Below are 16,778 nucleotides of genomic sequence, written 5' to 3'. Positions count from 1 at the left end.
TTCCTCAAGACTAGCCAGCAATTGCCCTGCATGGGCCAAAATCGGGCACGAACGTCCCAACTCGAACCAACATCAGGGGATGGACAGGTGGTGCGGGGACTGCCAACTGCATGGACGCGGCCGGGACCGCGACTCAGGTACTTCGACGCTACTTCGGTGCAACCTGGAGCGGATGGGCAAGCCATCCTGAATGCGCGACATCGAACGAGGCGCCGGGCGCAGGCTTTGCTGGACGGCGTCGCCGCACGCAGTGCGAGGACGTGAATGGGGCACACGGCTTCTGCTCGAAGCCCGGTCTCTTCCTTGCCGCCGCACACGCCGGTTCTACGACCGCGGTTTTACCACCGCTTCTGCCGCCTCATATCGCCCATCGGGCAGGCGGAAAAAGGGGCGCGTGCTAACATTGCCTGTTATCCGATTCTGTTTTTTTCGAACCCGTCATTCGATGTGCTTGCCATGAATTCCGAGACGTTATCTACGCCCATGTCGGCCACACCGCGTACGCTGGTCATCGCTTCGCGGGAGAGCCGCCTCGCAATGTGGCAGGCCGAACATGTGCAAGCTGCGCTGCACAAATTATATCCATCCTGCGACGTGAAAATCCTGGGAATGACGACCCGAGGCGATCAAATTCTCGATCGTACGCTGTCGAAAGTCGGCGGTAAGGGTCTTTTCGTCAAGGAACTGGAGCAGGCGCTGGCCGATGGTCACGCCGATCTGGCGGTGCATTCGCTCAAGGATGTGCCGATGGAATTGCCCGAAGGCTTCGCGCTCACGGCCATCATGGAGCGCGAAGATCCGCGCGACGCCTTCGTGTCGAACGACTACGACTCGCTCGCGGCGCTGCCGCCGGGCGCGGTGGTCGGCACCTCCAGCCTGCGCCGCGAGTCGATGATCCGCGCGCGTTATCCGCATCTGGATGTGAAGCCGCTGCGTGGCAATCTGGATACCCGTCTGTCGAAGCTCGATCGCGGCGACTACGCGGCGATCATTCTGGCGGCCGCGGGCCTCAAGCGTCTGGGTCTGGGCGCGCGCATCCGTGCGCTGCTTTCGCCTGAAGATAGTCTGCCGGCCGCGGGGCAGGGCGCGCTCGGTATCGAAATTCGCGCCGATCGCGCCGATGTCGCCGCCTGGCTCGCGCCGCTGCACGACGACGCCACCGCCAAGGCCGTCGAGGCCGAACGCATGGTCTCGCGCGCCCTGGGCGGCAGCTGTTCGGTGCCGCTCGCGGCCTACGCGCAGTGGCAGGACGGCAAGCTCGCGCTGCGCGGCACGATCGCCACGCCCAACGCCAGCCAGGTGCTGGCCGCCGAGGAAGCCGCCGCACCCGCCACGGTGGCGGAAGCGGTCGCGCTCGGCCGCAAGGTCGCCGACGATCTGATCGCACAAGGCGCGCTCGATATCGTGCGCGCACTGGCCGAAGCCGGTGCGCACGAGCAGCGCGTGCCGAATGCGCCTCCGTCGTCGCGCGGTACAGACAGCGGCACGGGCGGACAATGACGAGTCCCTGGCAGCCGCGCCGCGACGGCACGCCCGGTTCGGCCCAGCCCGATGAATGGCGCGGGCCCGCCGATGGTGCGCAGTCCGAACCACGCCAGGCTCACACCGGCGCACCGTTTTCGGTCGTCATAACCCGGCCGGCCGGTCAGTCGGATACGCTCGCGACCCAGCTCGCCGCACGCGGCCTGAAGCCGCTCGATTTTCCCCTCATCGCCATCGCGCCCGTGCGCGACGACGCGCCGCTGCGCGAAGCGCTCGGCGCGCTCGACCGTTACGCGCTGGTGGTGTTCGTTTCGCCGAATGCCGTCGATCGCGCGTTCGATTGCTATCGCGAGATCTCGTCGATCTGGCCGCACGCGCTGCCTGTCGCGGTCGTCGGTCCGGCCAGCGTCGCGGCGCTCGCGCGTCACGGCGTCGCCGCTCCCGCGCATCGCGTCATCAGCCCGGCCGGTGCCGCCGACGAAGAACCCGCGCGCTTCGACTCCGAATCGCTTTACGCCGCGCTAGAAAAGACGCTCGGCGAGAACGCCTTCGCGGGCCAGCGCGTGCTGATCGTGCGCGGCGACGGCGGGCGCGAATGGCTCGCCGACCGCCTGCGCGAAGCGGGCGCCGAAGTCGAAGCCGTGGCCGCCTACCGGCGCATCGTGCCGGAGCCGCCGATCGGCGCGTGGGCGTCGATCCACACGCTGCTCGAAGGCGCGCCGCACGCGTGGCTCGTGACCAGCTCCGAAGGCGTGCGCAATCTCGACGAACTCGCGCGCGAGCACCTCACGGCGGGCGAAATCGTCGAACTGCGCCACGCCCATCTGGTCGCGCCCCATCCGCGGATCGCCGAGACGGCGCGCTCATTGGGTTTTGATAGGATTACGGTGTCCGGCGCGGGCGACGAACGCATTGTCGATACGCTGCTCGGGCTCGCATCGTCCCAGTCGGCATCCTCGGTTTCTTCCGATGGTTCTTCAGCCGCGCAGTCCGCGGCTCAACCAGTTCAGAACATCCCGGCCTCGCCGCCGGCACAACCACGCATGACTGATCAGAACGATTCCAGCCACGTTCCCAACTCAGGCGCCACGCCCGCTTCGTCGTCCGCTGTGACGGCGGCGGCCGCTTCTTCGTCGGCATCTTCGTCGGCATCTTCCGGTGCTTCGTCAGCGTCGTCTTCGAATGCGCGCCCGGCATCGTCGTATGCATCGGCGCCGCCTGCGAGCGCGAACGCGCGCCGCGGCGGTGCAGGCTCCGCGATCCTCTGGCTCGTGATCGTGCTGGTCGCGGGCGGTGCGGGTGCGGGCGGTTACGCGCTCAACCGCAAGCTCGACCGCATGGACGCGGCGCTCGCGCAGCGCCAGCAGGCTGCCGATCAGCAGACTTCCGCGCTGCGCGCGCGTGCCGATCAGGCCGTCACCAGCGCCCAGCAGATCGACAAGCAGATGGCGCAGCTCGAAGGCAAGATCGCCGATGCGCAAAATTCGCAGCAGGCGCTCGCCCAGCAATACGCCGATCTCGCGAAGAACCGCGACGACTGGACCCTCGCCGAAGTCGGCCAGATGCTCTCCAGCGCCAGCGAACAACTGCAACTGACCGGCAACACGCAACTCGCGCTGTTCGCGCTGCAAAGCGCCGACACGCGCCTCGCCGCTTCGGACAGCCCGCAGGCGCTCGCCGTGCGCAAGGCCATCGCGCAGGACACCGACAAGCTCAAGGCCGCGCCGTCCACCGACCTCGCGGGTCTGGCGATCAAGCTCGACACGGCGCTCGCCGCCATCGACAAGCTGCCGCTCGCGGGCGAAGCGATCGTCGCGCATACCAAACCGGAAGCCGCCACGCCGACCGACGTCGCGAAAACCGCGGCCGCTACCGGCGAGCCGCGCTGGAAGGCCTGGCTCGACACCTTCGTTTCCGGCATCGGCCAGCAGATCGCCAGCCTCGTGCAGGTGCGCCGCATCGATAACGCCGACGCCATGCTCGCCTCGCCCGACCAAGGCTATTTCGTGCGTGAGAACGTGAAGCTGCGGCTGCTGTCAGCGCGCCTGTCGCTGCTCTCGCGCAACGAAGCCACGCTCAAGTCCGACCTCGCCGCCGCCGACGCCGCGCTCGCGCATTACTTCGACAGCGCGTCGAAGGAAACGCAGAACGTGCGCGACCTGCTCAAGCAGGTGGACGCGGGTTCGGCTGCGGTCGCGCTGCCCACGCTCGACGAGAGCCTGAAGGCGATCCAGCAATACAAGAGCCGGGGGTAAGACATGGCGATCCGTGGACTTCTCTGGCTCGCGCTCCTCTTCGCGGTCGCCGTGGCGCTCGCAACCGTGGGGCGCTTCGACGCGGGGCAGGTGCTGCTCGTCTATCCGCCGTATCGCGTCGATGTTTCGCTGAACCTGTTCGTGGTCGGCATCGTCGTGGCGTTTTTGCTGCTCTACGCGATCCTGCGTTTCGTGCGCAATATCGTCACGATGCCGCGCCGCGTGGCCGCCTATCGTGCGCGTGCGCGCAAGGAAAAGGCGCATTCGGCGCTGCGTGACGCCGTGGGCAATCTCTACGCGGGCCGTTTCTCGCGCGCCGAAAAAGCCGCCCGCGATTCGCTCGCCGATGAAAACAACAAGGGCGCGGCCGGGCTGATCGCCGCGAACGCCGCGCATCGTCTGCACGAATATGCGCGCCGCGACGAATGGCTCACCCAGGTCGAAGACCCCGAGCTGCAGGAAGCGCGTCTGATGGCCACCGCCGATATGCGCGCCGATGGCCGCGACGCGGACGGCGCACTCGCCGCGCTCACCGAAATGCGCACCCAGGGCGGCCGCCGCATTCACGCGCAGCAGATCGCGCTGCGCGCGCAGCAGCAGCTCAAGAACTGGAGCGAAGTGCTCAAGCTGGTGAAGACGCTGGAAAAACGCGAGGCGCTGCATCCGGCCGTGGCCGTGCGTCTGCGTCAGCTGGCGGCGGAAAACCTGCTGCGCGAGCGTCGTCATAACGCCGATGCGCTGCTCGAACTCTGGCATGCGCTCACGCCGGTCGAGCGTCATTCGCCGCGTCTGGCCGATTGCGCCGCCGAACTGCTGATCGCGCTCGATCGCCAGAACGACGCGCGCAAGATCGTCGAGGAAGCGCTGGCGCAGAACTGGGATGCGCGTCTGCTGCGCCGTTACCCGGACACCGCAGGCAACGATGCGCTGCCGCTGATTCAAAAAGCGGAAGCGTGGCGCAAGGAGCGCCCGGAAGACGGCGATCTGCTGTTCGCGCTCGGCCGTCTGTGTCTGAAGCAGCAGCTTTGGGGCAAGGCGCAGTCCTTCCTCGAAGCGGCGCTCAAGTCGGCCAACGCCAGCGGCAACGAACCGCTCAAGATCCGCTCGCACCGCGCGCTCGCGCGTCTGCACGAGGAACTGGGCGACGCGGGCAAAGCCGCCACGCACTACCGCGAAAGCGCGCTGGCGATGAACATCGTCTGATGCCTGGTTCGCTGTTGCTGCAATGAACTGCCGCAATAAAAAATGGCCGCTGAAAAGCGGCCATTTTCTTTGGCTGCGCAAACCGGTATGCGCTAGCGATTCACCAGTTTCGCGGGCGCGCACAGCGCCAGCAGACCGCCAACGATCATGCACGCCGCGAGCAGATACATGCCCGAGTCGTTGGCCGACGTGGCCTGCTTGAGCCAGCCCACCGCATACGGGCTCAAAAAGCCCGCAAGATTGCCGATCGAATTGATCAGCGCGATGCCTGCAGCTGCGCCGGTGCCCGCGAGCCAGGCCGTCGGCAGGCTCCAGAACAGCGGCAGCGTGGTGAGAATGCCGATGGTCGCGAGCGTGAGCGCGGCCATCGCCAGCACCGTATCGTGCGCCCACGTCACCGACAGCACGAGACCGAGCGCGCCAAACGCGGCCGGAATCGCGATATGCCAGCGCCGCTCGCGCCGACGGTCGGCGCTGCGTGCAACCAGCACCATGCCGATCACCGCCGCCGCGAACGGAATCGCCGAAAGCAACCCGATCGACAAGGCGTCCTTCACGCCCGTCGCCTTGATGATGGTCGGCAGCCAGAAACTCACGCCGTAAAGCCCCATCACGAAGGCAAAGTACGTGAGGCTCATCAGCAGTACGCGCGGGCTAGTGAGCACGGTGCGCAGGGGCGGGTCTTCCTTAGTGGCGTCCTCTGCGGCGATATTGCGTTCGAGCAGCGCGCGCTCTTCGGGCGTCAGCCATTTGGCGTTGCCGATGCGGTCGTCCAGCACGAAAAACACCAGCACGCCAACGATCACCGAAGGCAGACCTTCGAGCAGAAACAGCCACTGCCAGCCTTGCCAGCCGTTCGCGCCATCGAAGGACTTGAGAATCCAGCCCGACACCGGCCCGCCGATCACCCCGGACAAGGCGATGGCCGTCATGAACCACGTGGTCATGCGCCCGCGCCGGTGCGCCGGATACCAGTAGGTCAGATAGAGAATGATGCCGGGGAAAAAGCCCGCTTCGCACAGGCCGAGCAGGAAGCGCATCACGTAGAACATCGTCGGCGTGGTGACGAACATCGTCAGGATCGAGACGAGCCCCCAGGTGACCATGATGCGCGCGATCCAGACGCGTGCGCCCACGCGATGCAGGATCACATTGCTTGGCACTTCGAACAAAAAGTAGCCGATGAAGAAAATGCCTGCGCCGAAGCCATAAACGGCGTCGGAGAGCTTGAGCGCGGTGCTCATCTGCAGTTTGGCGAAGCCGACATTGACGCGGTCGAGATAGGCGACCACGTAACAGAGCATGAGGAGCGGGATCAGGCGCCACGCGACCTTGCGGTAAGTGGCTTCTTCGAAGGCGGGAAGGGGCGCGCCTGCGCTCGCGTGCGGCAAGTGATTCGCTGGACTGGCCATGGTGTCTCCGTGCGGGCCGCGGGTTCGGCCTGCGTGTATTGCCGTCTTGTTATCGCGGCTGTGCGTGGACAAATCACGTGGACAAGCACGACCATTCTATACGCGCCGCCAGGCCGGGCGGCGCGGGAAAACACCAATACGTCAAGGACTTACGCGCGCTGGCGAGCGGCTACACGCAGCGCCCGCCATCGACTTCGACACAGGTGCCGGTGATGAAGGCGGCGTCGTCGGAAGCCAGATAAAGACAGGCGTTGGCCACGTCCTGCGGCGTGGAAAAGCGCCCGAGCGGGATCGTCGCGATAAAGCGCTGGCGGTTTTCTGGCGTGTCGGGCACGCCCATGAATTCCGCCGTCAAACCCGTATCGCCGATCACCGGATTCACGCAGTTCACGCGGATGTTGTCCGGCCCGAGTTCGGCGGCGAGCGCCTTGCTGGCGACGATCATCGCGCCTTTGCTGCCGTTGTACCAGACCAGTCCGGGCCGCGGCCGGATGCCCGCCGTCGAGGCGATGTTGACGAACGCGCCGCCGCCGCGCTCGCGAAAATGCGGCACGAAGGCGCGCACGCTCCAGTAGAGGCCTTTCACGTTGACGGCGTAGACGCGGTCGAATTCGGCTTCGCTCACCTCCATCACCGGTTTGTTGCGATGCGTCGTGCCCGCGTTGTTGACGACGATGTCGACGCTGCCGAAGTCGTCGATGGCGGCTTCGCGCAGCGCATGCCAGTCGGCCTCGCGCGTGATGTCGCCCTGCACGGCGATGGCCTTGCCGCCCGCGAGCGCGATTTCACTGGCCACGCGCTGCGCGGATTCGACGTTCAGATCGTTGATGACGACGTTCGCGCCCTCGCGCGCGAAGGTTTTGGCGATACCTTCGCCGAAGCCCGAACCGGCGCCCGTGACCACGGCGGTTTTGCCTTTGAGTCGCATGGTGTCTCCGTTTTTGTCATGGCGGATAAACGTGCTTTCAGCCGTGGCGGATCGCAATTGTCTTGAGCACGGTGAAACCGTAGAGCGCTTCGAAGCCTTTTTCGCGGCCGTGGCCTGACTGTCGCGCACCGCCCGAGGGCGCACCACCAAACGGCAACTCGACGCCGCCGCCCGCGCCATAGTTGTTCACAAAGACCTGGCCCGCGCGCACGCGCCGCGCCATGCGCATCTGGCGCGCGCCGTCGCGCGTCCAGACGCCCGCGACCAGGCCGTAGGGCGTGCCGTTGGCGAGCGCGAGCGCTTGCGCTTCATCGTCGAAAGGCATGGCGGCGAGCACCGGCCCGAACACTTCTTCCTGCGCGAGACGGCTTTGCGGCGGCACGTCGCGCAACAGCGTGGGGACTTCGTAGAAGCCGCCATCGGGCGCGCTCGCGTCCAGACGGCCGCGCGCGGCCACGGCAATGCCGTCGCGCTGCGCTTCGTCGAGAAAATCGCGCACGCGCCGCCGCTGCTTCTCGCTGATGAGCGGGCCGCAGTCGAGATCGGCGCCCGACGGCCCGACGCGCAGTTGCTCGAACGCGCCCGCGAGCCGGTCGAGCAGCGGCGCGTACGCACTGCGCTCGATCAGCACGCGGCTGCCCGCCGAGCAGGTTTGCCCGGCGTTCTGCACGATCGCGGCGACCAGCACGGGCAGGGCGGCGTCGAAATCGGCATCGGCGAACACGATTTGCGGCGACTTGCCGCCCAGTTCGAGCGTGACGGGCACGTGATGTTCGGCGGCCAGTTGCGCGACCAGCTTGCCGGTCTGCGGCGAGCCGGTGAACGAGATATGGTCGATGCCCGCATGCGCCGCGAGCGCCGCGCCGGCTTCGTGGCCAAAGCCCGTGACGATGTTCAGCGCGCCCGGCGGCAAGCCCGCCTCGCGCGCAAGCGCGGCGACGTGCAGCAGCGACACGCAGGCGTCTTCGGCCGGCTTGACCACGCAGGCGTTGCCCGCCGCGAGCGCCGCGCCGACGCTGCGGCCGAAAATCTGCATCGGGTAGTTCCACGGCACGATATGGCCGGTCACGCCATGCGGCTCGCGGATCGTCAACACCGTGTAGCCGTTCTGGTAGGGCAGGGTTTCGCCGTGCAGCTTGTCGGCGGCGCCCGCGTAGAACTCGAAGTAGCGCGCGAGCGCGGCGGCATCGGCGCGGGCCTGTTTGAGCGGTTTGCCGGTGTCCTGGGCTTCGCGCTGCGCGAGTGTGTGCGCGTCGCGGGTGACCAGCGCCGCCAGCGCGAACAGCAGGCGGCCGCGTTCCGCCGCAGACAGCGTGCCCCACGCGCCTTCATAGGCGGCGCGCGCGCAGCGAACGGCGGCGTCGATGTCGGCGGCATTGCCGCGTGCGAGCCGGGCGAAGGGTTGGCCGGTGGAGGGATCGAGCGCGGCGAGGGTTTCGCCGCTGGCGGGCGCGCACCATGCGCCGCCGATGAAATGCCTTGCTTCTTCCATGCATGCGCCTCGTTGAGGTTGAGGACAACGCCTGAAGGGAAAGCCAGAGAGCGATGAGCGCCGGGCGAACGCCGACCGGCCCATTATCGCGCCAATTGCGGCCGGGCCGCGCGCGAATTCAGGAGACGCTTCATCGTAACTGCAGACCGCACCAGGAATCACCCTGGCCGATTGGCTATAATGGCCGACAACCTCGAACGTCCGGTTGCGTGCCGGCGCGCAGTGCGTGGCTTGCCTCGCGTGTGCCGCCGCGCCGTGCAACTGTCGCTTATTTCCCTTTTCAACAGAGAGCGCTCATGAGCTTCGCAAACGTGCCCGCCGGCAAGGATCTGCCGCAAGATTTCAACGTCATCATCGAGATTCCGGCGCAAAGCGATCCGGTCAAGTACGAAGCCGACAAGGAAATGGGCGTGCTCGTCGTCGACCGTTTCGTCGGCACCGGCATGCGCTACCCGGTCAACTACGGTTTCATTCCGCAGACGCTGTCGGGCGACGGCGACCCCGTCGACGTGCTCGTGATCACGCCGTTCCCGCTGCTGGCTGGCTCGGTCGTGCGTTCGCGCGCGCTCGGCATGCTGCAGATGACGGACGAATCGGGCGTCGACGCCAAGCTGATCGCCGTGCCGCACGACAAGGTTTGCCCGATGACGGCCAACATCAAGTCGCTGGACGACGTGCCCGAGTACCTGAAGGACCAGATCAAGCACTTCTTCGAGCAATACAAGGCGCTCGAAAAGGGCAAGTGGGTCAAGGTCGACGGCTGGGCAGGCATCGAAGCCGCTCACAAGGAAATCACGGAAGGCTTCGCAAACGCGCAGAAGCAGTAAGCTGCCGCGAGTTTCACCGCGAGTCTTGCCGATAAAAAAACCGCACGTGCCGTCAAGGCCGTGCGGTTTTTTTTATGCGCTGGGTTCCGCGCTTTTTTCGGGAGTTTCGGGCGCTTCTGCCGTTTCAGGCGCTTCAGGTTCAGGCGGCGGTGGCAGCACCGATTCGAGCGTTCGACCGCCCGCAGCAAGCTCGCGCTTTTCGTGCGGACGCAGACGTTTGACCCAGTACTCGGCGCTCGATGCGCTCGAGCGGTTGGCGAATTCGAACTGCGCGAGCACCTGCACCGGTTTGCGCGCACGCGTGTAGCGCGCGCCGGTGCCGCTCGCGTGTTGCGCGAAGCGCGCCTGAACGTCGATGGCGATGCCCGTGTACACGCTGCCGTCGGCGCATTCGAGCAGATAGAGGAACCACGGCATGTTTCGGGTGGCGATGATCGGGTTGGCTTGAGTCGCAGTGCGCGGGGCGTGAATTATCGGCCGCGCGCGTCAGCTTCGGAAGGGATTGTGCTCGTTGAGTTCGTGCATGTAGGCGTGGATCTGGTTGGTTTCGCTTTGCAGGAAACTCGCCACCGCATCGGCGAAAGCAGGGTGCGCGAGCCAGTGCGCCGAGCGCGTCACGGTCGGCATGAAGCCGCGCGCCATCTTGTGCTCGCCCTGCGCGCCGCCTTCGAACACCGCGAGTTTTTCCTCGATGCAGAACTCCAGCGGCTGGTAGTAGGCCGTCTCGAAGTGCAGGCAAGGCACGTGTTCGAGCGCGCCCCAGTAGCGGCCGTAGAGCGTGCCGCCGGTGCCATCGGCGTCACGCTGATACACCACGAGCGAACTGGCGATGGGCTTGCCTTCGTATTCGGCGATCACCAGCAGCAGGTTCTCCGGCATGCTCGCGCCGATCATGCGGAAGAAGTCCAGATTCAGATACGGCGACGAAAAATGCTCGCGATACGTCTGCCGGTAGCAGCGGCTGAAAAAGCGCCAGTCTTCGTCGCGGATGTCTTCGCCGCGAATGCGCCGCAGCTTCACGCCCGCGTCGTGCACCTTGCGGCGCTCGGCGCGGATGTTCTTGCGCTTCTTCTGTTCGAGCGTGGAGAGAAAATCGTCGAAGTCGCGATAGCCGTCGTTGAGCCAGTGAAACTGCACGCCTTCGCGCTGCATCATGCCCAGATCGGTGAGGGCGGCGGCGTCTTCGCCGGTGGGAAACAGCACATGCAGCGAGGAAACATCGGCCTGTTCGGCAAAGGCGAGCAGCGTGGCGGCCAGATGGCGGCGCGCGGTGTCGTCCTCGGCCATCAGGCGCGTGCCCTGCACCGGCGTGAACGGCACGGCGCACAGCAGCTTCGGGTAATAGTCGAGGCCGTTGCGCTTGTAGGCGTCCGCCCAGGCCCAGTCGAACACGTATTCGCCGTAAGAGTGGCCCTTGGCGTAGACCGGCGCGGCGGCCGCGAGGCGGCCCGTGTGGGCGTCCGTGAGCGTGACGAACTGCGGCGCCCAGCCCGCGTCGGGCGCGGCGCAACCGGTGGCGTCGAGCGCCGCGAGGAATTCGTGGCGCAGAAACGGCGTCGGCTGCGCCTGGCGCGCGAGCAGGGCGTTCCATTCGGCGGCGTCGAGCTCGGACGGTGAGCCGATAATGCCCGTGCGATAATCGAAATGTTTCTTGTCCAACTGGCGTGCCCGTGCTTGCCTGGATGTCTGGTTCGCGTGCCGTGTCTGTCCTGATCGCCGTCATTCGTAGCGATTTGCAGCGATTCGCGGCACTGCGGCAAGCGGTCATGGTAAAGCAAACGACCCGAACGGGTGAGGGCCGCAACAACGTGCACGCCGCCGGTTGCCCGTCGCCCAGCCAGTCACCTCCCGCCACGCCTTCGAGCTATCGCTTATCGGTTATCGAAATGAAAGAGCGCTTCTTCAATCTCTACTCGCACGGTTTCGCACGCGTGGCCGTGGGCGTGCCGCGCTGCCGCGTGGCCGATCCGGCCTTCAACGCCGCGCAGACGCTGACGCTCGCCCGCGAAGCCGCCGCCAAAGGCGCGGCGCTGGTCGCGTTCCCGGAACTCGGTCTGTCCGCCTATAGCTGCGACGATCTCTTCCATCAGCAGGCGCTGCTCGATGCCTGCGAACGTGCGCTCGCGCAGATCGTGGAAGCCTCGGCCGAACTGCCGCTGGCGATGATCGTCGGCTTGCCGGTGCGCGTGGGCCATGCGCTCTTCAACTGCGCGGCGGTGGTCTCGGGCGGGCGCATCGCGGGCATCGTGCCGAAGAGTTTCCTGCCGAATTACGGCGAGTTCTACGAGCCGCGCCAGTTCAGCGCGGCCGATACGGTGAGCACGGACACCGTGCGCATCGCGGGTGCGGACGTGCCGTTCGGCGCCGGGCTGCTGTTCGAAGCGGCGCAGATTCCGGGGCTGCGTTTTCACGTCGAGATCTGCGAAGACGTCTGGGTGCCGATTCCGCCGTCGTCGTTCGCGGCGCTCGCGGGCGCATCGGTGCTGGTGAATCTGTCGGCGTCGAACGTGGTGGTGGGCAAGGCCGGTTATCGTCAGCAACTGGTGTCGCAGCAATCGGCGCGGTGCCTGGCGGCCTATCTCTATACCTCGGCGGGTCAGGGCGAATCGACCACCGACATGGCCTGGGACGGCCAGGCGCTGGTTTGCGAAAACGGCGAAGTGCTCGCGCAGTCCGAACGTTTTCTCGCCGATTCGCATCTGATCTTCGCCGATGTCGATCTTGAGCGATTGCAGCAGGAACGCATCCGCCAGACCACCTTCGGCGATTCGATCCGCCGTTACGCCGACGAAGTCGCGAAATTCCGCGTGATTTGCTGCGAGCTGGCGGGTCAGGGCGCATGGACGCGCGCGACGCTCGCGCTCGAGCGCCGCGTCGAGCGTTTCCCGTATGTGCCGGCCGACCCGAAGCGCCGCGACGAGCGCTGCAACGAGGTCTACAGCATTCAGGTGCAGGCGCTCGTGCAGCGTCTGCAACAGGCGGGCATCAAGAAGGTGGTGATCGGCGTGTCGGGCGGGCTGGATTCGACGCACGCGCTGCTGGTCTGCGCGAAGGCGATGGACCGTCTCGGCCTGCCGCGCGCGAATATTCTCGCGTACACCATGCCGGGCTTCGCGACCAGCGAACGCACGCTGCGCCAGGCGCGCGAGCTGATGAATCTGGTCGGCTGCACGGCGCGCGAAATCGACATCCGCCAGAGCTGCATGCAGATGCTCGAAGACCTCGGCCATCCGTATTCGGAAGGCAAGGAAGCCTACGACATCACCTTCGAGAACGTGCAGGCCGGCGAGCGCACGAATCACCTGTTCCGCCTCGCCAACTTCAATCACGCGATCGTGATCGGCACCGGCGATCTTTCCGAGCTGGCGCTGGGCTGGTGTACTTACGGCGTGGGCGATCACATGTCGCACTACAACGTGAACGCCAGCGTGCCCAAAACGCTCATCACGCATCTGGTGCGCTGGGTCGCGGAAACCGGGCAGATCGGCCAGAACGGCGAAAGCGGCGCGGACGTGCTCGAAGCAATTCTCGCCACCGATATCAGCCCGGAACTGATCCCCGGCAAGACCGACGGCGCGCCCGAGCAGAAGACCGAAAGCACCATCGGCCCGTACGAGCTGCAGGACTTCAACCTCTACTACACGCTGCGCTTCGGCTTTGCGCCCACCAAGGTGGCGTTCCTCGCGCGGCATGCCTGGGGCGATCGCGAAGCGGGCGCGTGGCCCGACAACGCCAAGGTCGTGCGCAATGCGTACGACCTGGCGGCGATCAAGCGCAATCTGCGCATCTTCCTCGACCGCTTTTTCCGCACCAGCCAGTTCAAGCGCACCTGTATTCCGAATGCGCCGAAGGTGGGCTCGGGCGGCTCGCTGTCGCCGCGCGGCGACTGGCGCGCGCCGAGCGATTCGGAAAGCGCAGTCTGGCTCGCCGATCTCGATCGCGTGCCGAACCAGGAGCCGACGGCTTGAGCCTGGGCGCAGAGCGTAGAATTGCCAGATCGACGCAAAGCACAAGCAGATTCACCGATTCATTCGCATAACCCGCAGATAACCGATACCAGACGAGGCTCGCCATGAAACGCATTACCGCCGTCATCAAACCGTTCAAGCTCGACGAAGTGCGCGAGGCGCTCGCCGAAGTGGGCCTCACCGGCCTGACCGTCACGGAAGTCAAAGGCTTCGGCCGCCAGAAGGGCCACACGGAGCTGTACCGCGGCGCCGAATACGTGGTCGACTTCCTGCCCAAGGTGAAGATCGAAGTCGTGGTCGCGAACGACCAGTGCGATCAGGTGATCGACGCGATCATCGGCGCGGCGCGCACGGGCAAGATCGGCGACGGCAAGATTTTCGTCACCGAAGTCGAGCGCGTGATCCGTATCCGCACCGGCGAAGAGAACGAAGCCGCGGTCTAAGCCGCGCCGGATTCTCCAGCCAGAAAAAGAAAAGGGACGGCGCCGCGAGTCATCAAGACCCGGCCCGTCCCGCAATAAAAAACGGTGCGATACCCTTTCGGACACCGCACCGATACGCGCCTCTCGCAGCAGCGTGAAAACGTCGATGTAGCTATTCTGTCTGCACTCGTCTTGAAGGGTTTGGGCTAGCCCGCGAAGGCGCTAGCCCAGACGCTTAGAACGAGTGCTGGATGCCTGCGTACACGCCGCTCTGGCTGTGGCCGATGAGCGGGTTGCCCGTGGCTGCCGACGTGCCGTAGTTGTTGGCGTTCAGGCCGAAGTTAGCCGACTTGCTGTTCTGCACCGTGGCTGCCTGGATGTCGAGCAGCGTGCGCTTGGACAGGTTGTACGAGCCACCGATCGAGTACAACGTGGCGTTGCCGCCGCCGTTGTTCGCGTTGACGTGGTAGACCGCGCCGATCAGGGCAGCAGCCGGCGTAATTTGCCACGTCACACCGCCCCATTCGTGATCGAGCGTGCTCGGCTGGCCGATTGCCAGACCCGTCATGCCCGACGAACGGATTGCTTCGTAGCCGCCCTGGACCTTGAACGGTCCGAGGAACACGTTGACCATCGCCATGTAGTCACGCGAGTAGGCGAACACGCCTTGTCCCGTGTTGTCCGAGTTCACGCCGGTCGGATCGTAAGCGCCGCCGAGCGTACCGGTGTTCGGGTTGCGGATTTCGTCGTACAGGCCGCGGATCTGGAACAGCGAGTTCGTGTAAGTCAGTTGGATACCGTCTTCACGACCTTGCGCCGTCGTACCGTTGCCGTTCCAGCTCGTCGAGTTCGAGAACGAGTACTGGCCGTACACGTCGAAGCCGTAGAACTTCGGCGACTGGTACGAAATGTTGTTGCTCGATTGCGGCCAGTTGCGGCCACGCACCAGCGACGCCGACGACCAGTTCGATTGACCGAACGGGTCGAAGTCCCAAATGCCGTTGGAGATGAACAGTTCGCGGCCCAGCAGCAGGGTACCGAACTGGTCGTTCGACATACCGACGGTTGCCCAGCGATTGAAGAGACCGCCGTTGCCCGGGCCTTGACCCGTCGTCGTGCTGAAGCTGCCTTCCAACTGGAAGAGTGCCTTGTTGCCGCCGCCGAGGTCTTCAACACCCTTCATGCCCCAGAGGCTGGTGCCCCAGTAGCCGCTTTCGAGCTGGACCTGGCTTTTGCTGCCGGTAGCTTGACCGTTCGCACCCGAACCTACGCCGACGCCGCTCATGTACGCGACACCTGCGTCAAGACGGCCATAGAGCGTCACGCTGCTTTGCGCATGCGCGAGGACGCCAGCGGACATCAGTGCCGCGGCGAGCAATGCTTTCTTCATCTTCTCCTCCATACCCTGTCAAAGAGTCAACCTTAGTACTGCGAAAGACGTCCGCGCGCCTTCGGGGTGCTGCGGACAGAAATAGTCGCGTAAAGGGAGTGTGACCCGAGGGATCGGCGTTACGGAACGATGCGAGCAGGACAACCTGTTCGAGTCGTCATGCAGATCCCCTGGTTGACTGGCATCTCCCGTTCTTATTTGAAGTGAAACTACTTTTAATGTTCTTTGTTTTGCTACTCTGGTTACTAATTTAGCAAAAAAGGTTGGCGCTGGCGAACGAAATCGCGCCTCGGGGGCGGGGTGTCGTCAAATTGCCATATGCACTTCCTGGATGGTGGTCAGGGCAATCTGAAAAGTATGCCTAAATCCTTGTAGGACAAGGCACACACGGATCAGCATGGGGTAGCTTCAGGATTGCCACTATTGACGGGCGAAACAGGCAGGAGTAATGCGAAAAAGGCGATTTTTCCGCGAAAAGACGGCTTCCGACGCATGGCGGGAAAGCAAAAAGAAAAGGCGCTGAAAGCGCCTTGAAATACTACTTTTACTACATCGCAAGTTGCCGGATGGCGTGGACTACATGGCGTAGCCGCTCAGCGGGCCATCCGGGCTATCACTTGAGGCTGCCCGAAAGGAACTGGCGCAGACGGTCGCTTTTGGGGTTGGCGAACACCTCGGACGGCACGCCTTCCTCTTCCACGCGGCCCTGATGCAGGAACATCACGTGATTCGAGACGTTGCGCGCGAAACCCATTTCGTGCGTCACGACGATCATGGTGCGGCCTTCTTCGGCGAGCTTTTGCATCACCTTGAGCACTTCGCCCACCAGTTCCGGGTCGAGCGCCGAAGTCGGCTCGTCGAACAGCATCACGTCGGGGTTCATGGTCAGCGCGCGGGCGATCGCCACGCGCTGCTGCTGGCCGCCCGAAAGATGCGACGGATACTGCTTCTCCACGCGCGGCGCGAGGCCGACTTTCTCCAGATAGACGCGCGCGCGATCCTCGGCTTCCTTGCGCGAGAGACCGAGCACGTGCACCGGCGCTTCGATCACGTTCTCCAGCACCGACATGTGCGACCACAGGTTGAAGTGCTGGAACACCATCGCCAGCTTGGTGCGCACGCGCTGGAGCTGCTTGACGTCGGCGGACTGGAGCGCGCCCGTGCGCTTGTCGGCCTTGGTGCGCACTTCTTCGCCATCGACGAAGATGCGGCCCGAATTCGGCTGCTCGAGGAAGTTGATACACCGCAGCATCGTGCTCTTGCCCGAACCGGACGAGCCGATCACGCTGATCACGTCGCCGGCGTTCGCCTTGAGCGAGACGCCCTTGAGGACTTCGTTGTCGCCGTATTGCTTGTGGATGGAATCGACGAAAAGTTTCTGCTTCTGGGAATTCATCTA

Annotated in this window: 13 protein-coding genes; 6 read left to right on the top strand and 7 right to left on the bottom strand. The window is 65.0% G+C overall.

Annotation, left to right across the window (positions count from 1 at the left end):
* The first annotated feature begins 456 nt into the window (after positions 1-456).
* From hemC to G3N59_RS03405, 3 genes are read left to right on the top strand one after another with little or no spacing between them, the layout of a single operon-like run.
* Positions 457-1,500, top strand: coding sequence for a hydroxymethylbilane synthase (gene hemC, locus G3N59_RS03415; RefSeq protein WP_205981151.1), 1,044 nt, complete (start codon positions 457-459; stop codon positions 1,498-1,500).
* Positions 1,497-3,737, top strand: coding sequence for a fused uroporphyrinogen-III synthase HemD/membrane protein HemX (gene hemDX / locus G3N59_RS03410; protein ID WP_205981150.1), 2,241 nt, complete (start codon positions 1,497-1,499; stop codon positions 3,735-3,737). The genes hemC and hemDX overlap by 4 nt, the downstream gene beginning before the upstream one ends.
* A gap of 3 nt (positions 3,738-3,740) precedes the next feature.
* Positions 3,741-4,940, top strand: a complete 1,200-nt coding sequence (locus G3N59_RS03405; protein ID WP_205981149.1) for a heme biosynthesis protein HemY — start codon at positions 3,741-3,743, stop codon at positions 4,938-4,940.
* A gap of 92 nt (positions 4,941-5,032) precedes the next feature.
* Here G3N59_RS03405 and G3N59_RS03400 read toward each other — a convergent pair whose 3' ends face one another.
* The 3 genes from G3N59_RS03400 to G3N59_RS03390 form a co-directional block, all read right to left on the bottom strand.
* On the bottom strand, positions 5,033-6,352 hold the full coding sequence (locus tag G3N59_RS03400; RefSeq protein WP_205981148.1) for an MFS transporter: 1,320 nt from the start codon (positions 6,350-6,352) through the stop codon (positions 5,033-5,035).
* A gap of 169 nt (positions 6,353-6,521) precedes the next feature.
* Positions 6,522-7,280 (bottom strand): SDR family oxidoreductase, encoded by a 759-nt coding sequence (locus G3N59_RS03395; RefSeq protein ID WP_205981147.1) that lies wholly within the window; start codon positions 7,278-7,280, stop codon positions 6,522-6,524.
* Between the two features lie 37 nt (positions 7,281-7,317).
* Entirely contained in the window at positions 7,318-8,772 is a 1,455-nt protein-coding gene (locus G3N59_RS03390) for an aldehyde dehydrogenase family protein (protein ID WP_205981146.1), read from the bottom strand.
* A 296-nt stretch (positions 8,773-9,068) separates the two neighbouring features.
* On the opposite strand from G3N59_RS03390, the gene ppa reads away from it, so the two are divergent.
* Positions 9,069-9,599: an inorganic diphosphatase gene (ppa, locus tag G3N59_RS03385; RefSeq protein ID WP_205981145.1), complete on the top strand. Its 531-nt coding sequence runs from the start codon at positions 9,069-9,071 to the stop codon at positions 9,597-9,599.
* A gap of 72 nt (positions 9,600-9,671) precedes the next feature.
* On the opposite strand, the gene G3N59_RS03380 is transcribed toward ppa, so the two are convergent.
* Together G3N59_RS03380 and G3N59_RS03375 are read right to left on the bottom strand one after the other, a co-directional pair.
* Positions 9,672-10,016 (bottom strand): GIY-YIG nuclease family protein, encoded by a 345-nt coding sequence (locus tag G3N59_RS03380; RefSeq protein ID WP_205981144.1) that lies wholly within the window; start codon positions 10,014-10,016, stop codon positions 9,672-9,674.
* 69 nt (positions 10,017-10,085) lie between these two features.
* Positions 10,086-11,258, bottom strand: a complete 1,173-nt coding sequence (locus G3N59_RS03375) for a GNAT family N-acetyltransferase (RefSeq protein WP_205981143.1) — start codon at positions 11,256-11,258, stop codon at positions 10,086-10,088.
* 227 nt (positions 11,259-11,485) lie between these two features.
* On the opposite strand from G3N59_RS03375, the gene G3N59_RS03370 reads away from it, so the two are divergent.
* Both G3N59_RS03370 and glnK read left to right on the top strand, forming a co-directional pair.
* Positions 11,486-13,567 (top strand): NAD(+) synthase, encoded by a 2,082-nt coding sequence (locus G3N59_RS03370; RefSeq protein ID WP_205981475.1) that lies wholly within the window; start codon positions 11,486-11,488, stop codon positions 13,565-13,567.
* A gap of 104 nt (positions 13,568-13,671) precedes the next feature.
* Positions 13,672-14,010: a P-II family nitrogen regulator gene (glnK, locus tag G3N59_RS03365; protein ID WP_205981142.1), complete on the top strand. Its 339-nt coding sequence runs from the start codon at positions 13,672-13,674 to the stop codon at positions 14,008-14,010.
* Positions 14,011-14,224: 214 nt separating this feature from the next.
* On the opposite strand, the gene G3N59_RS03360 is transcribed toward glnK, so the two are convergent.
* Positions 14,225-15,379, bottom strand: a complete 1,155-nt coding sequence (locus G3N59_RS03360; RefSeq protein ID WP_205981141.1) for a porin — start codon at positions 15,377-15,379, stop codon at positions 14,225-14,227.
* A 613-nt stretch (positions 15,380-15,992) separates the two neighbouring features.
* The gene (locus G3N59_RS03355; protein WP_205981140.1) at positions 15,993-16,775 is read right to left on the bottom strand and encodes an ATP-binding cassette domain-containing protein; all 783 of its coding nucleotides are present in this window, start codon (positions 16,773-16,775) and stop codon (positions 15,993-15,995) included.
* Positions 16,776-16,778: the final 3 nt, after the last annotated feature.

This window comes from Paraburkholderia sp. Ac-20340 (assembly GCF_017104965.1).
Lineage (GTDB): Bacteria > Pseudomonadota > Gammaproteobacteria > Burkholderiales > Burkholderiaceae > Paraburkholderia.
The sequence above is the reverse complement of the archived record's forward strand: the minus strand, read 5'-3'. Positions and strand labels throughout refer to the sequence as shown.